This is a genomic window from Acaryochloris marina S15 (assembly GCF_018336915.1).
Taxonomy (GTDB): Bacteria; Cyanobacteriota; Cyanobacteriia; order Thermosynechococcales; family Thermosynechococcaceae; genus Acaryochloris; species Acaryochloris marina_A.
The window spans coordinates 4,461,195-4,484,206 of record NZ_CP064923.1; the positions used below are offsets into that span (position 1 = coordinate 4,461,195).

The 23,012-nt window shown below is 47.4% G+C and carries 17 protein-coding genes and 5 pseudogenes; 19 read left to right on the top strand and 3 right to left on the bottom strand.

The features are described from left to right. The first annotated feature begins 201 nt into the window (after positions 1 to 201). Both I1H34_RS20315 and I1H34_RS20320 read left to right on the top strand, forming a co-directional pair. On the top strand, positions 202 to 1,497 hold the full coding sequence (locus I1H34_RS20315) for an HlyD family secretion protein (RefSeq protein ID WP_212662772.1): 1,296 nt from the start codon (positions 202 to 204) through the stop codon (positions 1,495 to 1,497). Positions 1,498 to 1,548: 51 nt separating this feature from the next. Next, a pseudogene (locus I1H34_RS20320) lies at positions 1,549 to 1,764 on the top strand (cysteine peptidase family C39 domain-containing protein); the annotation flags it as partial. A 14-nt stretch (positions 1,765 to 1,778) separates the two neighbouring features. Here I1H34_RS20320 and I1H34_RS20325 read toward each other — a convergent pair. Further along, entirely contained in the window at positions 1,779 to 2,285 is a 507-nt protein-coding gene (locus I1H34_RS20325; RefSeq protein ID WP_212662769.1) for a transposase, read from the bottom strand. Positions 2,286 to 2,323: 38 nt separating this feature from the next. Further along, complete coding sequence (locus I1H34_RS20330; RefSeq protein ID WP_212662770.1) at positions 2,324 to 2,842, bottom strand: helix-turn-helix domain-containing protein; 519 nt, start codon at positions 2,840 to 2,842, stop codon at positions 2,324 to 2,326. Between the two features lie 22 nt (positions 2,843 to 2,864). Here I1H34_RS20330 and I1H34_RS20335 point away from each other — a divergent pair, with 22 nt between their 5' ends. The 10 genes from I1H34_RS20335 to I1H34_RS20380 all read left to right on the top strand — a co-directional run bounded on the left by I1H34_RS20335 (position 2,865) and on the right by I1H34_RS20380 (position 16,158). Then, positions 2,865 to 4,883 (top strand): peptidase domain-containing ABC transporter, encoded by a 2,019-nt coding sequence (locus I1H34_RS20335; protein ID WP_315874893.1) that lies wholly within the window; start codon positions 2,865 to 2,867, stop codon positions 4,881 to 4,883. 25 nt (positions 4,884 to 4,908) lie between these two features. Further along, positions 4,909 to 5,217: a hypothetical protein gene (locus tag I1H34_RS20340; RefSeq protein WP_212662774.1), complete on the top strand. Its 309-nt coding sequence runs from the start codon at positions 4,909 to 4,911 to the stop codon at positions 5,215 to 5,217. A gap of 82 nt (positions 5,218 to 5,299) precedes the next feature. Next, positions 5,300 to 6,637 (top strand): roadblock/LC7 domain-containing protein, encoded by a 1,338-nt coding sequence (locus tag I1H34_RS20345; RefSeq protein WP_212662775.1) that lies wholly within the window; start codon positions 5,300 to 5,302, stop codon positions 6,635 to 6,637. A 148-nt stretch (positions 6,638 to 6,785) separates the two neighbouring features. Further along, positions 6,786 to 8,150: a tetratricopeptide repeat protein gene (locus I1H34_RS20350; RefSeq protein WP_212662776.1), complete on the top strand. Its 1,365-nt coding sequence runs from the start codon at positions 6,786 to 6,788 to the stop codon at positions 8,148 to 8,150. Between the two features lie 336 nt (positions 8,151 to 8,486). Beyond that, the gene (locus I1H34_RS20355) at positions 8,487 to 8,831 is read left to right on the top strand and encodes a hypothetical protein (protein WP_212662777.1); all 345 of its coding nucleotides are present in this window, start codon (positions 8,487 to 8,489) and stop codon (positions 8,829 to 8,831) included. A gap of 108 nt (positions 8,832 to 8,939) precedes the next feature. Beyond that, positions 8,940 to 9,317 carry a hypothetical protein gene (locus I1H34_RS20360; RefSeq protein WP_212662778.1) on the top strand — a complete coding sequence of 126 codons (378 nt, stop codon included), beginning with the start codon at positions 8,940 to 8,942 and terminating at the stop codon, positions 9,315 to 9,317. A gap of 3 nt (positions 9,318 to 9,320) precedes the next feature. Continuing rightward, positions 9,321 to 10,892, top strand: coding sequence for a YcjF family protein (locus tag I1H34_RS20365; RefSeq protein WP_212662779.1), 1,572 nt, complete (start codon positions 9,321 to 9,323; stop codon positions 10,890 to 10,892). A gap of 175 nt (positions 10,893 to 11,067) precedes the next feature. Continuing rightward, positions 11,068 to 12,414 (top strand): efflux RND transporter periplasmic adaptor subunit, encoded by a 1,347-nt coding sequence (locus I1H34_RS20370; protein WP_212662780.1) that lies wholly within the window; start codon positions 11,068 to 11,070, stop codon positions 12,412 to 12,414. Between the two features lie 120 nt (positions 12,415 to 12,534). Then, a complete protein-coding gene (locus I1H34_RS20375) occupies positions 12,535 to 15,711 on the top strand; it encodes an efflux RND transporter permease subunit (protein ID WP_212662781.1) in 3,177 nt (1,058 codons plus the stop codon). Positions 15,712 to 15,993: 282 nt separating this feature from the next. After that, positions 15,994 to 16,158, top strand: a complete 165-nt coding sequence (locus tag I1H34_RS20380) for a hypothetical protein (RefSeq protein ID WP_212662782.1) — start codon at positions 15,994 to 15,996, stop codon at positions 16,156 to 16,158. Positions 16,159 to 17,344: 1,186 nt separating this feature from the next. Here I1H34_RS20380 and I1H34_RS20385 read toward each other — a convergent pair. Then, a complete protein-coding gene (locus tag I1H34_RS20385; RefSeq protein WP_212662783.1) occupies positions 17,345 to 18,415 on the bottom strand; it encodes an IS110 family RNA-guided transposase in 1,071 nt (356 codons plus the stop codon). A 96-nt stretch (positions 18,416 to 18,511) separates the two neighbouring features. Between I1H34_RS20385 and I1H34_RS20390 the strand changes: the two are divergent. From I1H34_RS20390 to I1H34_RS20425, 7 genes and pseudogenes are all read left to right on the top strand, one after another. After that, positions 18,512 to 18,823, top strand: a pseudogene (locus I1H34_RS20390) (IS4 family transposase); the annotation flags it as partial. Between the two features lie 85 nt (positions 18,824 to 18,908). Next, the gene (locus I1H34_RS20395) at positions 18,909 to 19,079 is read left to right on the top strand and encodes a hypothetical protein (RefSeq protein ID WP_212662784.1); all 171 of its coding nucleotides are present in this window, start codon (positions 18,909 to 18,911) and stop codon (positions 19,077 to 19,079) included. Continuing rightward, positions 19,076 to 20,467, top strand: a pseudogene (locus I1H34_RS20405) (ISKra4 family transposase). The gene I1H34_RS20395 and the pseudogene I1H34_RS20405 overlap by 4 nt, the downstream one beginning before the upstream one ends. Positions 20,468 to 20,496: 29 nt before the next feature. Then, entirely contained in the window at positions 20,497 to 20,676 is a 180-nt protein-coding gene (locus tag I1H34_RS20410) for a hypothetical protein (protein ID WP_212662785.1), read from the top strand. Positions 20,677 to 20,721: 45 nt separating this feature from the next. After that, positions 20,722 to 21,795, top strand: a complete 1,074-nt coding sequence (locus tag I1H34_RS20415; protein ID WP_249369245.1) for an ISKra4 family transposase — start codon at positions 20,722 to 20,724, stop codon at positions 21,793 to 21,795. A gap of 9 nt (positions 21,796 to 21,804) precedes the next feature. Further along, a pseudogene (locus I1H34_RS20420) lies at positions 21,805 to 22,662 on the top strand (IS4 family transposase); the annotation flags it as partial. 22 nt (positions 22,663 to 22,684) lie between these two features. Continuing rightward, a pseudogene (locus I1H34_RS20425) lies at positions 22,685 to 22,837 on the top strand (IS630 family transposase); the annotation flags it as partial. Between the last annotated feature and the right edge of the window lie 175 nt (positions 22,838 to 23,012).

Here is a 23,012-nt window from a genome sequence, read left to right on the forward strand (position 1 = left end):
TCAATCATCCCAGTGCAAGTGAGGTTTTTGGATATACCCTGCTTTCCCTTTGTGGCTAGAACCTTGCAATCCAAGTGTTCTAGCTATTCAGAGAGCATATAGCTTCTCAAGGCTTAATTATAACAGGCATCAAAGATGAGCCAGCCTTTCTATACCAAACACCCTTTATCAATCTCCTTCATGAAAGATCAATAAGATTCCATGAATACCCTCCAACCTGATCAACTTCACTTTGTTCAGGAAGATGAATTTCTACCCTCCATTAGCCCATGGGTTTCCATGGGAGGAATGGTTTTGGTGCTGGTATTCGGTGCCGCTGTCGCCATTTCTTCCACTCTCAAATTCAGCATTACCGTCAAAGCGCCTGCAGCTATCCGGCCCGCAGGTGGCCTGAGTGTTGTCCAAAGTGGGATGGACGGCACCATAACCCATATCAGCGTTGAGGAGAACCAGATCGTCAAAAAAGGCGATCTGTTTGCGCAGCTAGACGATTCAGGGTTGCAAAACCGAAAAAGTCAACTGCAAGGAGATATCCAATCCATTACGCTTCAGAGATATCAGATCAATGCCCAACTCAGAGCTTTAGACAATCAAATTATTGCTGAAACCCGGTTAGTCAGCCGTTCCATTGCAGCCGCAGAAGCCAACTTAACGTCCCACCGTCGTCGCTATCAAAACCTCAAAATCAGTACAGAAGCAGACTTAGAAGAAGCCCAAGCCGGATACCACCTCGCGTCCGAAGAGTATCTCCGATTTAAAGAACTAGAAGAATCAGGGGCTATTGCTAAGCTACAGGTCAAAGAGAAGGAAGCCTCTTTAAAAGCGGCATCCGCCAGGATTAAGCGTCTTAAAGCCGCAACCAATCCCACAGACGCCACCATTGATCAAGCCCTAGAACAAATTGCTCAGGAACGAGCCAGAGGCGGTGTTACCCTAGCGGGCCTCAATCAGCAAAAAGAACAGCTGATGCGCACCCGCATCGAAGCTCAGAAACAGCTCCAACACACTCAAAAAGAGCTGCAGCAGATCGATCATGAACTCAAAGGCACCCAAATTCGGGCGCCCATCGATGGCACCGTTTTACAGCTGAATCTGCGAAATCCCGGACAAGTCGTGCAGCCCGGAATCCCAATCGCCCAAATCGCCCCTCGCAATGCTCCTCTGATTATCAAGGCGAAGGTCGGCGCCCAAGATATCAACCAAGTGAAAACAGGACAGACGGTCCAAATGAGAGTGTCAGCCTGCCCATACACCGATTACGGCACCTTAAAAGGAACCGTTACAAATGTGTCGCCCGATGCCATTCCGATGAGTGATGCTGGCACCAGTCCCGCCTTTTATGAGGTCACCGTTCAACCTCGCACCTTATATATGGGCACTCAACAGCGCTGGTGCCGCCTGCAATTTGGGATGGAGGGTCGAGCAGATATTGTGTCACGCCAAGAAACCGTTCTCCAATTTGTGTTGAAAAAAGCCCGCTTGATGTCCAACTTTTAATCTTTCTCATCTGCTCATATCGCTTGATCAAATGATAAAAGCACTTTGTCCATGCCCTCTTTAATGCTCCTCAACCCGCTACTCAAATCACGAAAAAGCTACCAGTGCGTCAAGCAATGGAGCGAAGAAGACTGTGGAGCTGCCTGTCTAGCCTCAATCTGCAAGTATTATGGCCGTCTACTTAGCATTACCCGTAGTCGGGAAGTCGTGGGAACCGGACAACTTGGCACCACCCTCTTAGGTCTGAAACGAGGAGCTGAAGCATTATACCAATTTGCGTTTTAAATCGTAATTCTCATATGAGGAAAATTGGTCATAGAAGTCAGCCTATCGGGTAAATCCATGAGTTCTTTGAGTCCCTTGCACAAGGTATCGGATACCTCATCTAAAGAATCAAAAACCTGATTGTAGAAGTGCTTTTCTTTCACCTCCTCCCAGATATGCTCTACAGCATTGAGTTGTGGACTTCGAGGAGGCTGAACAATCAAGCGTATATTGTCTGGAATGACGAGCTTCTTTCCGGTGTGGTAAGACGCTCCATCGACCTGCATCACCACAAAATAGTCTGAAAATTCATCCGCCACTTGTGCTAGGAATAAGTTCATCATCTGAGTATTGGAAAAGGGTAAGACTAAAGCACTCATCTTTCCTAACGCAGGAGCAACAGCAACATAGCCATAGAGATATTCACGGACAAGCTGCTGCCCACTTTCGGGTCGAATTCCAGGAGCACACCAAGCTCTTCTTACTTGCCCTAGACGACCAAAGCGCCCTTCGTCTGCTGCCATGATCACAATGGGACGTTGGTCTTCAGCTGAGCGATCTGCTACAGCGGTTTGGACCAGCCCCCGAAAGTTTTTTTAAAAGCCTCTCGTGCCGCTTTGTTTCCATTGGGATGGGACGGACGAGGCATGAGTTTGCGCCATCCGTGTCGGTCTAGCAAACGATAGATAGTACTGGGTGCCACTGACGTCTCCACTTTAGTCTCAAAGGCCGTTTGGATCTCTTGAACCGTTGTTAAATGACCTTGTTGAGCACGTTCAATAAACGATTCTAAAAATTCAATCTCTTCTTCGATACTCAGATAAGCACCGGGATTCTTCTTCCGTTTAGCCCTAGGAGCAATTGCTGCTGCTCCTAGGCGATTGTAAGCGGAAATCACCTGATGGACCGTTCGAAGACTAGTAGCAGTATGCGTGGCTATTTCGATAGCTGGGCGAGGATCTACCAGGGCGTTATAAATAATCATCCATTTTTGCTGACAGCGGGCAGTCGGAGCCGTAGCAATTTTGTCTTTCACCTCATCCACTGTTAGATGCGGTTTAACTGTACTAACTCGACTCATATACTTATGGAATGAACATAGGATTAGATCCTATCTAAATTACATCCCAAAACACAAATTGGTATTAGGATTCAATGCCCGTTCCGTGAAAGCATCGGAAGCTTTGATTGATCGGTTACAGGAAATCCTATTGCCAGCCATCATCCACTGGAAAGGCTATCACTGGGTCATTCTTTATGGGAAGCGCGGTCGCAAGTATGTTGTAGCCGATCCAGGCGTTGGGATTCGGTATCTCACCAAACAGGAGCTGCTCGAATCCTGGAATGGCATCATGCTTTTACTAGAGCCTGATGTCGATCGATTTCATGATCGAGGCGAAGATGAGGCGAAGTCCGGTGGATTTTCTCGCTTCCTTGGGCGTATTTGGCCCTATCGCAATATTCTCAGCCAAGCCCTCCTGATCAATATTGTGCTGGGCTTGTTGGCCTTATCCAGTCCGTTTCTGATCCAGATTCTGACCGATGATGTCTTGGTCCGTCAGGATATGGAGTTGCTGACGGTTGTGGTAGTGGGAGTTGTCATTTCCCAAGTGTTCAGCAGTAGCCTGCAAATCATGCAGTCAAACCTAATTGCTCACTTCAGCCAGCGGCTGCAGTTAGGTTTGGTTTTGGAATTTGGTCGCAAAATCTTGCAGCTACCGCTGAATTACTATGAGTCGCGCAGAAGCGGGGAGATTATCAGCCGTTTGCGAGATATCAACGAAGTCAATCAACTGATATCGCAAATCGTTGTTCGGGTCCCCAGTCAAGTTTTTGTTGCCTTTATTTCCATTGGCTTCATGCTGTTTTACAGCGCGAGTTTAACCCTAGTCGCTGCCGCTATTGCCGTCATCATGGCAATAGCGACTTTACCGTTTCTGCCGATATTGCGGAAGAAAACCCGCAATTTACTGATTCTGTCCTCAGAAAATCAAGGGGTCTTAGTTGAGACCTTCAAGGGTGCACTAGTCCTGAAAACAACCAACGCAGCTCCCCAATTTTGGGAAGAGTTCCAATCCCGCTTTGGCCGACTCACCAATCTCACCTTCAGCACGATTCAACTGAGTATCCTCAACGGTACCTTTACTCAGTTGATTTCAAGTATTGGTAGTGTCGCCCTTTTAGCCACGGGGAGTCTACTGGTGATCAAGGAAGAACTCAGTATTGGTCAGTTATTAGCCTTCAACACCATGCAAGGCAACATGCTGGCCTTAATGACGACAATCATCGGCCTCACGGATGAATATTTTCGGGCTCAAACGGCGATTGGCCGTATTTTAGAGGTCATCGATGCCACGCCAGAATCCGTAGGAGAAGCAAACAAACCGTTTGCCCAGCTGTCTGGAGACCATGATATTACCTGCTCCCATTTAAATTTTCACCATGCCGGGCGAGTCGTTCTCCTGGATGATTTTTCCTTGAAACTACCTGGGGGGAAAGTGACCGTCATTATTGGCAAATCCGGCTGTGGTAAAAGCACCCTGGCCAAGGTAATCGCCGGTCTCTACCAAACTCAGTCTGGAACCGTCAGAATGGGTCCCTATAATTTACAGGATTTATCCATTGAGTCTCTCCGACAGCAAGTCTCATTTGTCCCCCAAGAACCTCATTTTTGGAGTCGATCCATTATTGAGAACTTCCATCTGGGTAATCCACAGGTTTCCTTTGAGCAAATCGTTAAGGCCTGCCAAATTGCGGATGCCGATAGCTTTATCAGCGAATTACCCAATACTTACCAAACGGTTTTAGGTGAGTTTGGTGCCAACTTATCGGGTGGACAGCGGCAGCGGCTAGCCATTGCCCGAGCCATTGTTAACGATCCACCCATCTTGATTTTGGATGAATCCACGGCAGGCCTCGATCCGGTAAGCGAAGCCGAAGTACTGGATAAGTTATTAGCCTATCGCCAAGGCAAAACCACCATCATGATTTCCCACCGCCCCAGCACTATCAAACGGGCAGAATGGTTGATTCAAATGGAAAAAGGTCAACTGCTTTTGGAAGGAGACTTGGCCACCTTGGCATCTCAACCTGGAGAACATCAAAAGTTTTTAAACCACTAATAAACCATCATGAGGAAGAAAGATCATGTCTCCGTTACAAAACACTCCGCCAACAGCAGATCCACCGTCTGACTTATTTATTGAATTATCCGACCCAGAGCAGGAGACGATTTCAGCTGGATTTGGGTTGACCTATCTCTTTTTTGAGCAAGAAATCATTTCGTCGTCTTCGTCCAATACGACGGAAATCGACAATTTATCTCTTAGTTCCGGCAGCGGTCGAACGTCTCAGCAAGCCAACTACGATGCCAAGCGCACCACCTTTGCCTTCGGGGGGTTAATTCCCATTAGCTCCGTGTCTTCGTTTATTGCATCCATTCTCAAATTGTTTTAGCTGGGGCGCTGCTGGAGCTGCATAGCTGCGTAAATTGGCCATTGCGGTTGCATGATTACTTCTTTATAAGATTGAGTTCAACATGACTAAGACGCTGGTGACAAATACTGTTTTAAGGCAGGATAGTGGAGAGAGTGACGTTTCATCTCATAAGGTGATCCGATTGGATCGCCCCCTGAGTCCTTGGATCACAGGTGAAGCGTCTATATCCTTAGGACCCACCATGTTGCAGTCTCTTGGACAACTTGTTTACACCAGTTTTCCTAACGTCGGTTTTAGGCACTTATCGAGTCCCCAAATCCCGCAAGAGATTCAACATGCGTTTGTCCATCAAGTGGTCTACTTACGCTGGAACTCTTATAATCCACCGGCTGCTGACTACCGGGCCGCCTACCTTTATCAGATCAATCCAAACAACACTTTATTTGGGTGGTTATATGGCGATGCAACGGATGATGTCGGTCGCCATGTTCCCTATTTTATTGGCTATCACCTCGCAGAACCGTTGACGGATGATTATCTAAACAGTATTTATATTTGTCTGCAGAGAGGGCCAACGGCAATTTCTGATAAGGAAGAGCTCAGTCAAGGGGTTATAGAAAATATCTCTATTCCAGATATTCGCGGTTATCCCCCTGCCAGAATTGGCGTCGATATCCCCGATGATATTCGCAACTACAGCCGCACGTTTTTGCAGATGCAAGAGTTGCTTAATATCTTTGTACCCGCAAGCGAACGCCAGTCCAGACTAGCCCCCCCAACTCCTATACCTGAAGTAGATCTAGCCCAATCCCTCTCCAAGCAAAACACCATTATTCAACCGAGGAAGAATCAGCCAGGGACGACGGTTCAACCCCGCCAGCCTCAACCAGCCCAACCTCAATCAGCCCAGCCTCAACCGGCCCAGCCTCAACCGGCCCCAATGAACTATCTTGAGCAAATTCTCTATGAATTAATTGCCAAGCCCATTGGGATTCAAAGCGCGTTTTTAGTGACCATAGACGGGCAGCCCATCACTTCTCCCATTGGTATTAGCGAAAACAGCGCCTTGATTATTGCGGGCACCATGCTGTATCTCGCCAGAAGTACTCACGAAGAATTGCAGTGGCAAGGCATTGAGAAAATTTCGGTCCAGGCCCAGGAAGGATACGTCATTTTAGCGAACTGTACATCGGAGATCTTTCTGCTCGTCAAAGCGGCTAAGGCTTTAACAGGTCTACTGGATGGCGAGATCAACCGCACCATCAAGCGTCTACAAACTGCACTCCAAATTGAACATTTGGATAAAGATACTGAGTTATCCCCAGAGGCCAGACAAGAGCTAGTATCCCAACTCAATTTGGATCAGCCCGCCTCGGCCCCGTCAGCAGAATCTGCCCTCAAACCTGACATGCAGTATCGAGGCAACTCTATCCAATAGAGACCCGCTCCTCATTGTTATAGGCCACTCTCTTATTCTTTCATCCCATCAACGTCGGATAGTAGTCTCTTGAGGCTTCTGTTGACGTTCCATTGAATTCAACTTTCTATTTCCCCATTCAATCTCTAGTCGTTAAATATTTAAGAAAATGAGCTTATTATTTGGAGATACTCCTAAAGCCATTAATTTACTGAGTATTGGTGAACGTGGCGTCGGTAAAACTGTTTTTTTAGTCGGTAGCTACACCGAGTCAAATCATAGCCATGACGGAGATCGACAAACAAAACTATGGTTTGACTGTGAAGAGCACGGTGCTCACGAAAATATCCAAGGGGTATTAAACTATATTGCTCAAACGGGCCATTATCCACCCCCCACCATGAAGATCTCTGACTTCACCTTTAGCTTGAAACAGCAAAGGTTTTGGGGCACCCAAACCCTCTGTAACTTCCGTTGGTGGGATATGCCAGGAGAAATCTGTGATCTGAACAACCGTCAGTTTCAATCGATGGTGTTGAGTTCCCAGGGCTGCTGCGTCTTTATTAATGCCTATGCGCTGATTCACGAACCGGCCTATCTGGATTCGGTCAAAGACATTCTCGAATTGGTAACTGCGATCGCATCTTTGATCAAGCATCACAACTTGCAGTATCCCATGGGGTTAATTTTCACCCAATGCGATCGCTTAGAAGCAGGCCCCTTAGGCCAATTACAAATTGAGAAATGTCTAGAACCCCTGATTATTCGCCTAGAGAATGCCCGCACCAACTATCGACGGTTTTACTCCTCTATCCCGATTGTGCGCATAGATGGCACGCCCGTTCTGCGGGCCAGTGGCTCTGCCGATGGCCTAGTTTGGGTCACCTCTGAACTATGCAAAGCCCGTTCAGTCCAATCGGGGCAAGATTTGGCCACGAGTTTATCTCAAAGCACCTCCCTCGATCAGGGTGTATCCACCCCACGACGCCCCGGCTTTACCCTGGGACTTATTTCGGCTGGCGTTATCGGCTTCTTAACCGTGGGATTTGCCCTGACGTCACTCTGGTCAACCCAACCACCGCAACAGGCTCAAGCCACCCAAAGAACGGTCCAAGATCACCAAAACGTCTTGACCCGAGATCCGAATAATTTAGATTCCCTGATTTCTGTCTACGACCATTATGTAGAAGTGGGTCAACTGGCAAAAGCGGTGCCGTTGTTAGAGAGAATTGTGGCTCAAAAGCCCACCCATCTCGATCTGAAATTTAACTTGGCAGACCTCTACGAATTAACCGGAGACAAGCAAAAAGCCGAAGCAACTTATGATGCAATTCTGACAGCACAGCCCCAGGACGTAAAAGCCATCGTTGGCAAAGGGATTCTTAGGGGCGAAGCGGGAGATTTACAAACCGCTCAATCATTATTTCAGCAGGCTGAGAACATCGCTGTTACTCAAGAAGCCAAAGGCAAAATTAAAGAGATTGCAGCCCAAACGCTCCAAACGAAAGCCCCCACGAACACAATAAAACCTTGACCCGCCCCTAGTTTGAATTGAAGATAAGGTGCGTTTCATCGGACTGATGTGGATGGATATTGCCGATTAGACCTCCTCGCTCTGTATCATTTGTTTAATTCTCACGATTTTTGGTACACACTAAAAAAGTAAAGATTAATCATCTCTCCTGTTGATGGTAATCACAGCGCTTGTAATCAAGACAGGCTATCTTAGTGGCGTTTGGCCTTTCAGATGATTAACCTAAGAGGTTATCTCAGAATTTAGCTCAGATTGAGCAGCCCCCAGGGGTAAAGACCACACCATCTTGAGTTCTTAAGCCAACTATCCTCAAAATAATCGTGGAGCAAACATCTTATGTCCTGGAGAAAAATTGTTGAGATCCTATCCGGTGGACTCGCAGGATATTTGTTAGGAAAATATGCCAGTCTAGCCTTATACACCACAGCCATTGGCCCGATCAAGCTCGGCAATACAGGCCTCTTTCCGCTGCTCATCTCTACAGTACTAGGATTAATCTTTTGTCTCATTCCCTTACTACTAGGGAATGGCTTACTGCTGTCGTTCTTACCTAAAATTGGGCTCTGGTCAACGGGGATTTCGGTGGTGATGAGTTTATATACGTTAGCCCTGGTTGCCATTGCCATCACCTTTGGAGTATTTGGCAATAATTCGCCGCTTCCTCTCCCCTTTTGGTTTTAACCCCCTGAGATTTAGGGCTAGGCTTCAGCCCACTCAACCACCCCCGGGGACAAGGGGCTGAACATCAATGTTTTAGGATAGGGGTATCAACATGCCCGCGCTAACGCTATGGAAGACTCTCGCGACGTTTTAGAAAATAGAACATTAAAGCGTCTTTTTCTGTTCATTTATTTGGTCCCTGTCTTTGGCGTTGTCCCAGCCCTCTGGACCCTCAGTCGACGAGATAGCGATCGCAAGCAGCGAGAAGTCAGTCGAGTGGCCACCCTGATCGGCTTAGCATGGCTAATAGGAACCCTATGTCTCACTTCTGGTGTTGCCATCACTAGCGGAGAGAACGCCCAGAGTATGGGAATTTCGCAGTTATTGTTCAATAGTTTATTTACATCCGGCTATTTTCTCAGCAACTTGTGGCTGATGGTCCGGGTTTGGCGACGTCAGTCCCTCGACATTCCAGGGCTGAAACGCATCACTAAGTATTTGCCCTAAACCATGGCTTGGCCCCGCCTCTTCATTCTGCTGTTAGGCCTCGCCATTATTTTGGGGCTGATGCTCTGGCTGATTAGCTCATTGCAATGGCTATACACGCAAGTTGCCCTGACATCTCCCTTTTTGGCCAACTTACTGGTGTTCTGCCTGATTGCTTTGATGGCAGTCTTAATGGGAGCTTTTCTATATTACGGTTGGCAGTTTCGGAGCAAGAAAAAGCCGAAGAAGAAGCGTCCTCCCCAAGTGCCCACGGATAAAGTTGATGCTGCTGCCTCCAATCTGCGCGCCGTCCATCGGCAGATTCAGCAAATCCAAGACGAAGTGACTCGCCAAGCCCTGCTGAAAGAAACTCGGCAAATGGCGAAGACCTTCACCCGCCGGGCACTCAAAATCGTTGTCTTTGGCACAGGGTCTGCGGGCAAGACCTCCTTAGTCAATGCAATTGTGGGACAAATGGTGGGGGAAGTCGGGGCAACCATCGGCACTACGGCCGTGGGTCAAACCTTTCGCTGCCAGTTACGCAATGTTGATCAGGAATTGCTGATTACAGATACCCCCGGACTATCAGAACCGGGCGTTGCCGGCACCGATCGCGAACAGGCTGCCCGTAAGTTAGCGACGGAAGCCGATTTACTGCTGTTTGTGGTCGATGGTGATTTAACCCAGTCTGAATACCAGCCTCTACGGGCGTTGGGACGGATGGGTAAACGGTCTCTGCTAGTTTTCAATAAAACCGATTGCTATACCCAAACCGATCAAGACCTGATTCAGGAACGACTGCATGAGCGTGTCCAGAACTGGATTCAGCCGGAAGACGTGGTTGCGATCGCAGCCCGTCCCCAACCCGTTCGCTTAGCCTCTGGAGAGACCTTAGAACCAGAGCCAGACCTAAAAGCACTGATACAAAGAATTTCCCGAATCCTGCGGCAAGAGGGAGAAGATTTATTCGCTGATAATATCCTGCTCCAGTCCCAGCGTTTAGGGGCAGAAGCCCGACAACAGATTGATCAAGAGCGTCGACAACAGGCCGACCAAATTGTCGATCGGTTTCAATGGATCGGCGCTGGCGTTATTTGGGTGACCCCTGTCCCAGTGATTGATTTGCTGGCAACCGCTGCCGTCAACACTCAAATGGTGATTGAAATCGCCAAGATTTATGGCTGCGATCTAACCCTAAATCGGGCTAAGGATCTAGCCCTCTCCCTCGCTAAAACCATGGTGAGTCTCGGCATTGTTAAAGGCGCGATCGAACTCTTTGCCCGGGCCTTGCAGTTCAGTGTGGTGGGATTTGTGGTCGGTAAAACCATTCAAAGCGTGGGAGCCGCCTATTTAACCCGGATCGCGGGCAAAAGCTTTATTGAATATTTTCGCAACGATCAAGAGTGGGGAGATGGTGGCATGACAGAAGTTGTCCAGCGCCAGTTTCAGCTCCATCGCCGCGATCGATTCGTCAAAGCCTTTATTCAAGAAGCCATCACCAAACTACCGACTGAATTTGGACGACGGGTGCAACAGCAACTGAGCCCAACCCGTTCCGATCCAAACACCCCTCCTAGCCCACCTCATTCAAATTAACCAGGGGAAGGTTATTCAGCTAACCCACATCCTAGATAATCCACACTAGAATGGACTTTATATTCTTTTTATATTCTCCAGTGGATCAAGAATTGGGTAATGAGTGCCTCAATTTGAAAGCATTTCAATCTAAGTCAGAGTTCCACCTCCTGTCCCGCCACAACAGTGTCCCCCTATGGAAACATCTGAAACACCAAATCTACAAGAACCCGTTGAACAATCGTTCAACTCCACCATCAAACCTGTAAAACAAAGCAGCAGCCGGAATTGGTTAATTGCAGGTGTCGCCCTCATCGGGACGGGGCTAGTCGTCTGGCAGTTTTGGCCCAAAGGGGCTCAACCCACTGGTCCACAAGGTCCCCCAGCCACTTTGGTTAAAGTCCAGACTGTCCAAACCAGTCCGGTCAAACAAACCTCCGCCTTCTTAGGCACCTTAGAAGCCAAACAGGGAGTGGTACTGCGACCCGAAATAGAAGGGCGAGTCACTCAGATTTTTGTCTCATCGGGGTCGAGAGTATCGCCTGGACAACCCATTGTTCAACTCAGTCCAGAGAAGTCTCAAGCAGACTTTGGAGCAGCAGTTGCTAATATCAACGTAGCCACAGCCGCCAGCAGTAACGCTCAAGCCCAACTTCGAGCCGTCCAAGCCGATCGAGGCAGAGCCGTCGCTGAACTGGACCTGCAAAATACAGAGTTTCAGCGCACCCAAACATTGGTCAAGCAAGGAGTCTTGGCTAAGCAAGTATTGGATCAAGTCCGCCGCGATCGCACCTCCGCCCAAGCCGCCCTCAGAGCCGTCGATGAGCAAATTCTTGCTGCTAAAGCCAACTTAACCCAATCTAGAGCCAGCCTGAATCAGGCTAAAGCCAGTGCCTTGTCGGCCCGAGAAGATGTGCAAGATACGCGCATCACGGCCCCCATTGCTGGCATGGTGGGGGATATTCCCATCAAGTTGGGTTCCTACGTACAAGCCGGTGACACCCTGACGACCGTTATTCAAAATCAAACCTTAGAGCTAAATCTCAATATTCCTATTGAGCAGCGTGATCAGCTAGAGGTAGGGCTACCGGTTGAACTCAATCAAGCTCAATCGCAACAAATGCTCGCCAAGGGACGAATTAGTTTTGTTTCTCCTACGGTCAATAACGAGAGTCAATCTGTCTTAGCCAAGGCCAGCTTCGCCAACCCTAAAGGGAAATTACGGGATGGTCAACGGGTCGAAGCCAACGTCGTTTGGCAAACTCGTCCTGGTGTTTTAGTGCCCACCACAGCCATCACCCGCTTGGGAGGTAAAGCCTTTGTCTTTATTGCCGATCAACCGCAGCAGACAGAGGGCCAAGTGCCCGCCATGGTGGCCCGTCAGCAACCCGTTGAATTAGGCAGCATCCAGGGAAATGAATATCAAGTGTTGGATGGCATCCAATCCGGTGAAACTATCGTTGTTTCCGGCCTGCAAACCGTCAGAGATGGTGCCGAGCTTCGCCTTGAGACGGACAAACCAACCGGCAAACCGCCCCAATAGGTTGCCGGTTGGTTTACACCGTGATTGATTCATTCAATATTTTCTCCAATTCATCTTTTCTCCTTGGCCGTGCCTGCTGATTCCTAGCCCCTCCCCTCGCAACCGTCCTCTCCCCCTCTTATGCTTGTCAATTTTTTCATTAAGCGGCCCGTTCTAACGACCGTTTGTGCTCTGCTCATTCTGCTGATGGGTCTGGTTTGTCTCCCCACCTTACCCATTGCCCAATATCCAGATATCAGCCCGAAACAGGTCAGTATTCAAGCCAACTTTATTGGTGCCGATGCCGCCACCGTCGAAGATGGCGTCACTAGCATTCTGGAGCGGGAGATTAACGGGGTCGAAGGTCTGCGCTACATGACCTCAAGCAGCAGCAATAGCGGTTCTAGCTCCATTACCGCTACCTTTGAAAATAATCGTGACCAAGATTTAGCTGCGGTGGATGTGCAGAATCGTGTCTCCAGCGTGGAGTCACAGCTGCCAACTGCGGTCCAACAGACCGGTGTCCGGGTAACTAAGCAGTCCAGCAGCATTCTCATGGGCTTTGGCCTCTTCAGCGAGGATGACGAGTATGACAGTATTTTCCTCAGTAACTATGCGGACCTGTATCTGACCAATGCCCTGAAGCGAGTCAATGGAGTCGGCAATGTCACTATTTTCGGGGAACGGAAATATGCCATGCGCCTATGGCTCGACCCCGAGCGGCTAGCAAAGCGCAATCTGGCCGGGCAAGATGTGGTGGATGCTCTGCAAGAACAAAATATTCAAGTGGGTGCGGGACAAATTGGTCAACCGCCTGCCCCCAAAGGTCAGCAATTCCAAATTGATATCCGTGCCGAAAGTCGACTTAATAGCATCGAAGAATTTGAAGCGTTAGTCGTGGACTCAACCGACGGTAGGCTGATCAAACTCAAAGATGTCGGTCGAGTTGAATTGGGGGCTGAAAATTACGGTTCATTCTTACGGTTTCGCGGTAAAGAAGCGGTCGGCCTGGGGATTTCCCAAATTCCTGGGAGTAACGCTCTAAGTGTTGCCCGTGGCGTCAAAGAAACTATGGCAACCTTGGCTGAAGACTTTCCCCCTGGAATGACCTATGACATTGGTTTTGACACCACAGATTATGTAGAGCAATCCCTCACCGAAGTGATCTGGACCTTAATCCAAGCCATTGGCCTAGTGGTCCTGGTGATCTTCGTCTTTTTACAAGATTGGCGCACCACCATTATTCCCGCCGTCACCATTCCCATTTCCCTGATCGGGACATTTGTGTTTGTGAAACTGTTTGGCTTTTCCATCAATAGCCTGACCCTATTTGGCCTCACCCTAGCCACCGGCATGGTGGTGGATGATGCGATTGTGGTGGTTGAAAATGTCGCTGCCAAAATTCAGAATGAAGGTATTGAACCTCGACAGGCTGCCATTGTTGCCATGGAAGAGCTAACGGGGGCAGTTATTGCCACCTCTCTCGTCCTGATGGCGGTATTTGTGCCGGTAGCCTTTTTCCCCGGTACAACAGGTGCGTTGTATCAACAGTTTGCCTTAACGATTGCGTTTGCGATCGCACTCTCTACCTTCAACGCCCTCACCCTAACTCCCACCCTATCCGGGCTACTCCTCCGTCAAAATCCCAGCATTCCCAACTGGCTAGCACCAGGATTTAACTGGTTCAATCGTCAACAGGATCGGCTGCGTCAGAGTTATAGCAACATTTTGGACTGGATGAATCGGTTTAAATATTTCATCTTGGCTATTTTTGCCGCCCTGTTAACCTTTACCGCCTGGATTTATACCACCGTCCCTTCAGCCTTTCTACCGGAAGAAGACCAAGGGTATTTCCTCACCATTGTCGGTGCCCCCGATGGCGTATCTCTGGAATACACCAGCGACGTGATGAAAAAGATCGAAGAGGTCATGCTTCCCCTGCCAGAAGTGCGGGCGACCTTTGCAGTGGGAGGATTCAGCTTTGGGGGCAATGCGTCCAATAAAGGGATTGTATTTACCACCCTCAAACCCTGGTCAGAACGACGCAGCTCCGAACAATCCGCTCCAGAAATTATTAACCGAGTCCGCGGCCAATTGTTCCAAATTCCCGAGGCGCGCATTTTAGCCATCAACCCCCCTGCCATTCGTGGACTCGGGAGCTATGGCGGCTTTACCTTTCAGCTACAAGACCGTTCAGAAAACTTGAGCCTGGATGAATTTGTCAGCAGCCTAGGTCCAGTCTTGGGAGCTGCTAACAGCAATGATGCCATCGAAGGAGCATTCACCACCTACGGGGCCAATACCCCCCAGCTCAAGGTTGAAGTCAATCGTCAGCGAGCCAAAGCCTTACAAGTCGATGTTGACGAAATTTTCAATACTCTGCAAATCTATCTAGGATCTCGGTATGTCAACGATTTCAATCTAGGTCGCCGGACCTATCGGGTCTATGTTCAAGCCGATCAGCAGTTTCGTTCCAATCCCGATGATATTGGCAAGCTATACGTACGCTCCGACACAGACCAAATGATTCCCCTGAGTAATTTAGTCACCATTACGTCGGTAACCGGTGCCCAAACCATTAATCACTACAACCAATTCCGTTCCATTGAGATTAACGGAGCCGCAAAGGCAGGCGTGAGTTCTGGACAAGCCCTGCAAGCCATGGAAGGCATCGCCGCCAACGTCCTCCCACCAGGGCTAGGCTTTGAGTGGTCCGGTATATCCCTCGAAGAAATCGAGTCCGGTGGTCAAGCAACGATTATCTTCAGTTTGGGATTGATCCTCGTCTTTCTGGTTCTCGCAGCTCAGTACGAAAGCTATGTGGACCCAGTCATCATCATGCTCTCGGTTCCTCTTGCCGTATTAGGGGCGTTGGGGGCTCAAACATTGCGAGGCTTTTCCAACGATATTTACTGCCAAATTGGTCTCGTGATGTTGATTGGTCTCGCGAGTAAAAACTCAATTCTGATCGTTGAGTTTGCCAACCAGCTACGGGACGAAGGACTTTCCATTCCAAAAGCTGCCCTGCAAGCAGCCCAACAACGGCTCCGCCCCATTTTAATGACCGCCATTTCCACCCTCAGCAGTATTTTCCCTCTCGTGGTGGCCTCCGGCGCAGGGGCTGGCAGTCGGCAATCCCTGGGAACAGCCGTCTTTGGTGGTATGTTTATTGCCACTTTCCTCAGTCTATTTGTTGTTCCTATCCTATACATCATCATTAAGGGCTTCAGCGATCGTATCTCTCCTAAATCCGCTGAGCTAGCAACAACGACAGAGATACTAGAAACAGAAGAGAGTCTAACCGTAATTCGCAAATAAAACTTAAAACTGTTAGGTCAACTCTGCAAAACAGGGGGCTCACCCTAATTTCACTTCCACCCATAGGGGTAATGTCATCAAAAAAATACTTTTTTATTTATATTTCATAACATCAGCGATTCAAGCCGCCGAGATCTACCTGACTATCATTAATTCTTTGGGGCATTCAACAGATTTCTCTCATCAAAGCCTTGAAAAATTACACAACGTATAAGCCATACAAGAAAACATTGGGAATATTCAATAGTATTCCCAATGTTTTCTTGATTTCAAGGAGAAATTATGCCGCAACGTTATAGAGAGGAAGTTGAAGCATTAGCTAAAGCACTATTAAATAGCCATGAAAAAGATGGCCTTATCTATAGTGGGATTGCAACGCTACTCATGGTTGCCTTAACGATTTATTGGGTGGATGGACTAATTAGACTCAGATTGATTGGTGGATAGGGTTTGAGAGTGCAAGACGATCCATGAACAAGCCCTAAAAGATCTCTCTTGTAGGGCTTCTATAAACTTATTTAGATCAATTTATATACCAGAAATACAGGTCAGTAAAAATCATTATCTACACCTTATCAAGTATGATCAATCTACTATTTTTAAGCTCAGTTTGACAGCAATACTTTCAGCATTTTTTTCTAGCAGCAGAATGAATAGAACCATAACAATCCTCCCATTAGTTCTTTGATATAGCAATCTGAAATCAATCGTGAGATGTAGAGAGGCTGAAATCTTTACCAGTATCCATTTAGGTTGAATATAATTCTCACAACTCACGTCAGATCGCTATAGGTCCTTGATCATAGGTTTATCACTCTATTCCCAAAATATTGCGTAAGGCTGGTAGTTGATGAGCTTGTAGAAACTGAAAATTAGAATAATTCAAGCTCTTAAACGGGACTTGCCGCCCATGTTCCACTCCTACACTAAATTCTTCTAGCTCCCTTTGACTTAAACAATAAGGACTAGGGTAAAGAAACCGAGCAACAAATTGAAATAGCACGAGATGAAACCCATGGGTATTTGGATCATTGCCCATTGCGAATCCCAGAACATAGGCCTCTCCAAAGGAGTCAAACCCTTTTTTCAACCTTAACGAGGGACAAGGTCGCCGTAGGCTATACGTGGCAGAAGCTTGAGAAAATAGTAGGGCAAAAAAATAGGGAGTACGATTGTACTCCCATCTCAAAAAATGTTCCCTGCATCATACCAAACTACTCTCCGTGCTCAGTCATGTGGATTGTCAACCGGAATGTCAAAATATTCTTTTTAATTCCAACAAAAACTAAACCCAAACTCTAAATAATGACAAAGATGGGTAAATTTGATTGGAATACCTATTCTGTTCAACTTAGATATCTAGCCTTGCAATCTATGACCTCCAATAGTCTAATTTGGAAGAAAAGTTTATTGAAATGACTTCCTCGACATTCAGTCATTCGTAAGTCATAGTCGTAACTACGCTACATATTCCTCATTCGTTATAGAAAAAGGTCTGTGCCCTATACATCTGAAAGTGGTCAGTATACTGCTCACATCGCTCGGACCTGGGTCACAGTAGTGGAAAGTTGTCGATATTGTCTTTCCGTAAGTTATTTCTTCCTGTTGAATTTTTTCTTTGTGATAGGGCTATTTAAGATATTTGCAAAGGGGTATTTGGATATCCTAATTTGTATTCCTCACCCTTTTGAAAAGTAGCCCGAATCCGTCCAATTAGTTTTCGAGCAACAGCAACAATGGCCTTCTTCTTTCCTGTCCTTGGGAAAAGTCGGTTAAAAAACTGAGCTAGAGCTTGGTCTTTCTCAATGGCTCTCCAAGCGATCTCAATGAGGATACTTCGGACTTGAACATTGCCCTGATGAGTAATATGTCCCCTACGGATCGCTTCACCACTGGAATGTTCACTGGGGGTCAGACCTGTGTATGAAAATAACTGGCGTTCGTTCTTAAACTGAGACATATCCCCCAACTCATTCGATAATACCCGAGCAGACTGTGGCCCAACACCTGGAGCAGATCGGTAGGTCTTTTCGTTAGGATCTTCTTTGGCTTGTTGTTTGAGTTCTTGCTCAATCTTTTTGATTTCTTCGTCTAGACTTTTCCAGACATTCCAATAAGCATTAATCACAATTATCAATTCTTTGGATGTTGCATTAGCCAGAATTTCTTTGACAAGTTTATGAGTCATTTCACGAGTTTCATCGGCATCAATTAAACCAAATTGATGAAACTTCATCCTGATTTTATTCTTTATCGCAGCGCAATCTTCAACAAGCTGTTTTCTGGTCCGACTCAATAATCGATGTGCTTCTTCTTCCTCACTGGGAATGCGAATTCCCTTTAAGCGTTTTGCTTCCAAAAGCGAAGATAGTTTAAGTGCATCACGTTTATCTGTTTTGACCCGGTTATTGATAGCAACTTCAATCCCGGCGGCATGCACTACTAGGTTCTGGATCCCATGCGCCTTAAGTTCTCGATGTAACACAAAACCTGAAAAACCAGCTTCATAAGCACTATAGATCGTGGCACCATCAAAATATTTGAGGAGTTGTTGGGCTAATGATTTTGGAGAGGCTTTCGTTGTCCATTTCTTGACGACCTCCTCCTCGACCCTAGCAACAACTGTATAAGTCTTCTTGTGTACATCAATCCCAATGAAGACTTCTTTCCCAACGTAAGATCTTTCTTTCGTATTCTTCTTCATGATGGAACTCCTTGATATCTAATCAGAGAAGTAAATGTATCCCTAGTATTTAGGCTTGCACCTTGTTGAGTGCTTTGCAATCCATCATAGAAACATCTGAGTGAAAGTCAGTATCTAACCCTCCAACTTCTGTTGTTACTGATACAGGCTCATCGCCAGGTAAAACTCTCCATATTGGCCAGTGTCTTTCCTCAACCGATTCAATATCCCAGTCGAAAACGTAACTTGCAACGCTTTTTAGTATTGCCACAACTGAGCATCAAAGTTTTGTGGTTCCCCCTGATTAAATATTGGATTCGACAAGAGCAAACAGGACGAGGATTAAATCGGGAGCATCGTCGTCGGCTGAAGAAATTCAAACATCGAAAATATGGCTATTGGATCATAGCGATAGATAGAACCCAATGGGGCGTAAGCAAAGGATCGGGGATGCATGGCTCAAAGAAAAACGGGTCAAGGACAATAGATCCTGTACCCGAACCAAAAAACTATCATGACCCTACCATCGCAATTGCTAACCGTGCTAGCCCATGACGAATTTCTAGAACAAACTGAAGCACTCAAAGTATCAACCGGGCGTAAGCAAAGGATCGGGGATGCATGGCTCAAAGAAAAACGGGTCAAGGACAATAGATCCTGTACCCGAACCAAAAAACTATCATGACCCTACCATCGCAATTGCTAACCGTGCTAGCCCATGACGAATTTCTAGAACAAACTGAAGCACTCAAAGTATCAACCAGCCTGAGTCAGATGGTTTATATCGTTCTGCAAATGGGCTTGTTTCTAGCTCGCTGTCTTCTGGAGGATGAACTCTCAAGGCGCGCGAAAGCAGTATTTGTATGGCCTGTATGTACTACCTGCGGAACCCGCTTACATTCGAAGGGATGGGAATCTCGTCAGATGCAGACACTGGTAGGCACTATCTCTTGAAAGCGACGGGTGGGCCGTTGTCCCAAAGGATGTCCAGGCAGTCTGTTGACTCCCCTGGATCAAGCCATTGGGATTGCCCCCTATCAGCACAGCAGCGAAGAACTGGTGCGTCTGGGCTGCTTGTTGAGTCTGTTCATGCCCTATGAACTGGCCAGTTGGATGCTGGGTCAGTGGAGTGGTCTATCCGTGAGTCCATCCAGTTTGTGGAACTGGGTGCAATCCGTGGGTAACAAAGCTCAGCAGGAATTAGAAGCTCAACTCAACGCTCAATCATCAGGGACTCAGGCCCCTTGTGAAGCGATTTCAGAGATGTTATCTGCTCTACCTTTGGCCATTGCCGCCGATGGTGTGATGGTCCCCTTTCGCCCCACCCCGAACTCACCCAAGGGAAAAATCCAGTGGCGAGAAGTCAAAGTCGCCATCTTAGCTCGCCTGGGAACACGGGTTACCCGAGCTAAAAAGGAGGTCCCCCAATTACTGCGTCGAAGACTGGTGGCAGTATTGGGCGATATCGACCAGTTCATCCCTTTACTTCAACTCGAAGCTCACAAACAAGACTTTGAATCTGCTCCAAAAGTCATCTGGCTCAGTGATGGGGGACGAGGCTTCTGGCGAGTCTATCGCACCTTGTTCTCTCATTGTGCTGTGGCAGTCCTCGACTTTTTTCATTCAGCAGGCCATCTGGCACGAGCAACTAAAGCGATGTTTGGAGATGCCCGCTCTGCTCAAGCCCAAGCCTGGTTCCGGCACTGGCGACACCAATTGCGACACGGGCAACACCTACTTGTATTACGGTCCTTGACGATATTGATTCACTCACAACTGTTAACGGGAAAGTCTTTTTCAACGTTGCTCCAGGTGCAGGCTTATTTCCAACGCCATCATAACCACATCCGTTATCGGCACTTTGAACAGCAACAGATTCCTCTCGGGTCAGGAATGGTTGAAAGTGCATGCAAGTGGTTGATTCAGCAGCGCTTTAAGGGAGTTGGCATGCGCTGGAGTGAGGATGGTTTCAACCATTTACTGATCTTGAGAATTGCCTGGGTCAATGAACGGTTTGACTCCTTATTCCCAGAGGTGACCATTCCGAAAACTAAGGCATCCCCGATCCGCTAAATACGCCCGTATCAACCAGCCTGAGTCAGATGGTTTATATCGTTCTGCAAATGGGCTTGTTTCTAGCTCGCTGTCTTCTGGAGGATGAACTCTCAAGGCGCGCGAAAGCAGTATTTGTATGGCCTGTATGTACTACCTGCGGAACCCGCTTACATTCGAAGGGATGGGAATCTCGTCAGATGCAGACACTGGTAGGCACTATCTCTTGAAAGCGACGGGTGGGCCGTTGTCCCAAAGGATGTCCAGGCAGTCTGTTGACTCCCCTGGATCAAGCCATTGGGATTGCCCCCTATCAGCACAGCAGCGAAGAACTGGTGCGTCTGGGCTGCTTGTTGAGTCTGTTCATGCCCTATGAACTGGCCAGTTGGATGCTGGGTCAGTGGAGTGGTCTATCCGTGAGTCCATCCAGTTTGTGGAACTGGGTGCAATCCGTGGGTAACAAAGCTCAGCAGGAATTAGAAGCTCAACTCAACGCTCAATCATCAGGGACTCAGGCCCCTTGTGAAGCGATTTCAGAGATGTTATCTGCTCTACCTTTGGCCATTGCCGCCGATGGTGTGATGGTCCCCTTTCGCCCCACCCCGAACTCACCCAAGGGAAAAATCCAGTGGCGAGAAGTCAAAGTCGCCATCTTAGCTCGCCTGGGAACACGGGTTACCCGAGCTAAAAAGGAGGTCCCCCAATTACTGCGTCGAAGACTGGTGGCAGTATTGGGCGATATCGACCAGTTCATCCCTTTACTTCAACTCGAAGCTCACAAACAAGACTTTGAATCTGCTCCAAAAGTCATCTGGCTCAGTGATGGGGGACGAGGCTTCTGGCGAGTCTATCGCACCTTGTTCTCTCATTGTGCTGTGGCAGTCCTCGACTTTTTTCATTCAGCAGGCCATCTGGCACGAGCAACTAAAGCGATGTTTGGAGATGCCCGCTCTGCTCAAGCCCAAGCCTGGTTCCGGCACTGGCGACACCAATTGCGACACGGGCAACACCTACTTGTATTACGGTCCTTGACGATATTGATTCACTCACAACTGTTAACGGGAAAGTCTTTTTCAACGTTGCTCCAGGTGCAGGCTTATTTCCAACGCCATCATAACCACATCCGTTATCGGCACTTTGAACAGCAACAGATTCCTCTCGGGTCAGGAATGGTTGAAAGTGCATGCAAGTGGTTGATTCAGCAGCGCTTTAAGGGAGTTGGCATGCGCTGGAGTGAGGATGGTTTCAACCATTTACTGATCTTGAGAATTGCCTGGGTCAATGAACGGTTTGACTCCTTATTCCCAGAGGTGACCATTCCGAAAACTAAGGCATCCCCGATCCGCTAAATACGCCCAACCCAATGGAAAGGTCGCAATATATTCATGGTGAGTATCATTTGGGGAACCCATGCTCTTCCCCTGTATTGGGAAGTTTTAGAGCATGTGGGTAATAGTCATCTAGCCACTCAACAACGGCTCTTAAAAACAGTGCTACATCTGTTTAAGAATTATCCGGTTCTTGTCCTGGGAGATCGAGAGTTCCATAGCCCTAAACTAGCTGACTGGCTTGAGTCTGAGGGTGTATCTTTTGCTTTAAGACAGAAGAAAGACGGTCATTTTCAAGAGGAAGTCCATCAAGAGTATCAGGTGCTCAAACAGCTGGGCTTTAAACCGGGAATGTCTAAATTCTATACAGGTGTTTTGTGCAACAAAGGAGATGGCTTAGGGCCATTTAATCTGGCTGTCTATTGGAAACGCAAATATAGAAATAAGGGGCCGAAAGAGCCTTGGTATATCTTGACCAATCTGCCGAGTCTCAAACAAGCACTGGACATTTATTCTTGTCGCTGGGGAATTGAACAACTTTTCAAGGATTGTAAGACAGGAGGTTATAACTTAGAAGATACGAAAGTGAATGACACCCGATTTCTGGCCTTAGTTTTGTTGATTGCCATGGCTTATACCTTAGCTACGCTGCATGGGCAATGGATGAAAAAATTAGGAGTGGATATTTATGCTGGACGAATTAAAGAGCATAAAGATACGACTCAACGGCAGAGTGAATTTAGTCTTGGATTATATGGGCAACGATGGATTTATGCCATGGAATTGTGGGCTGATTGGGTGCAAAGTCTGATTGCGCTTAAACCCCATAAACGCCTCTATTTTCAGAGAGGGTTCTCTGCTCTATCCCTTATAAAACAGGCTTTGTAGCTTCGTTGTCATCCGCTAAGGTCTCTACTCAAAGTATTATGCTGATTTTCCCGCCTTCAAAGGGGCCATTCAACAGTGCCTTGACCAGTGCAATGGAGAGCACAAGGCGAAACTAACAAGCCTTCTATCACTCAAGTTTCAGTCCTTTAAAGAAGTTAATATCTTAGCCGTCTAGAGTATATTAGATTGGTTTTATTTACAAGAGAGATAATTCTCCAAGAGCATGACTAAATCACGCTCATAGTCTGAACTGAAATTTTACGTAGGAGCTATCTACTTTGGCTCATTATTAAGTACTAAAGTTGAGCTAAACAGTGTGATTTAAAGCTTTTTTTATCCAACAATATTTC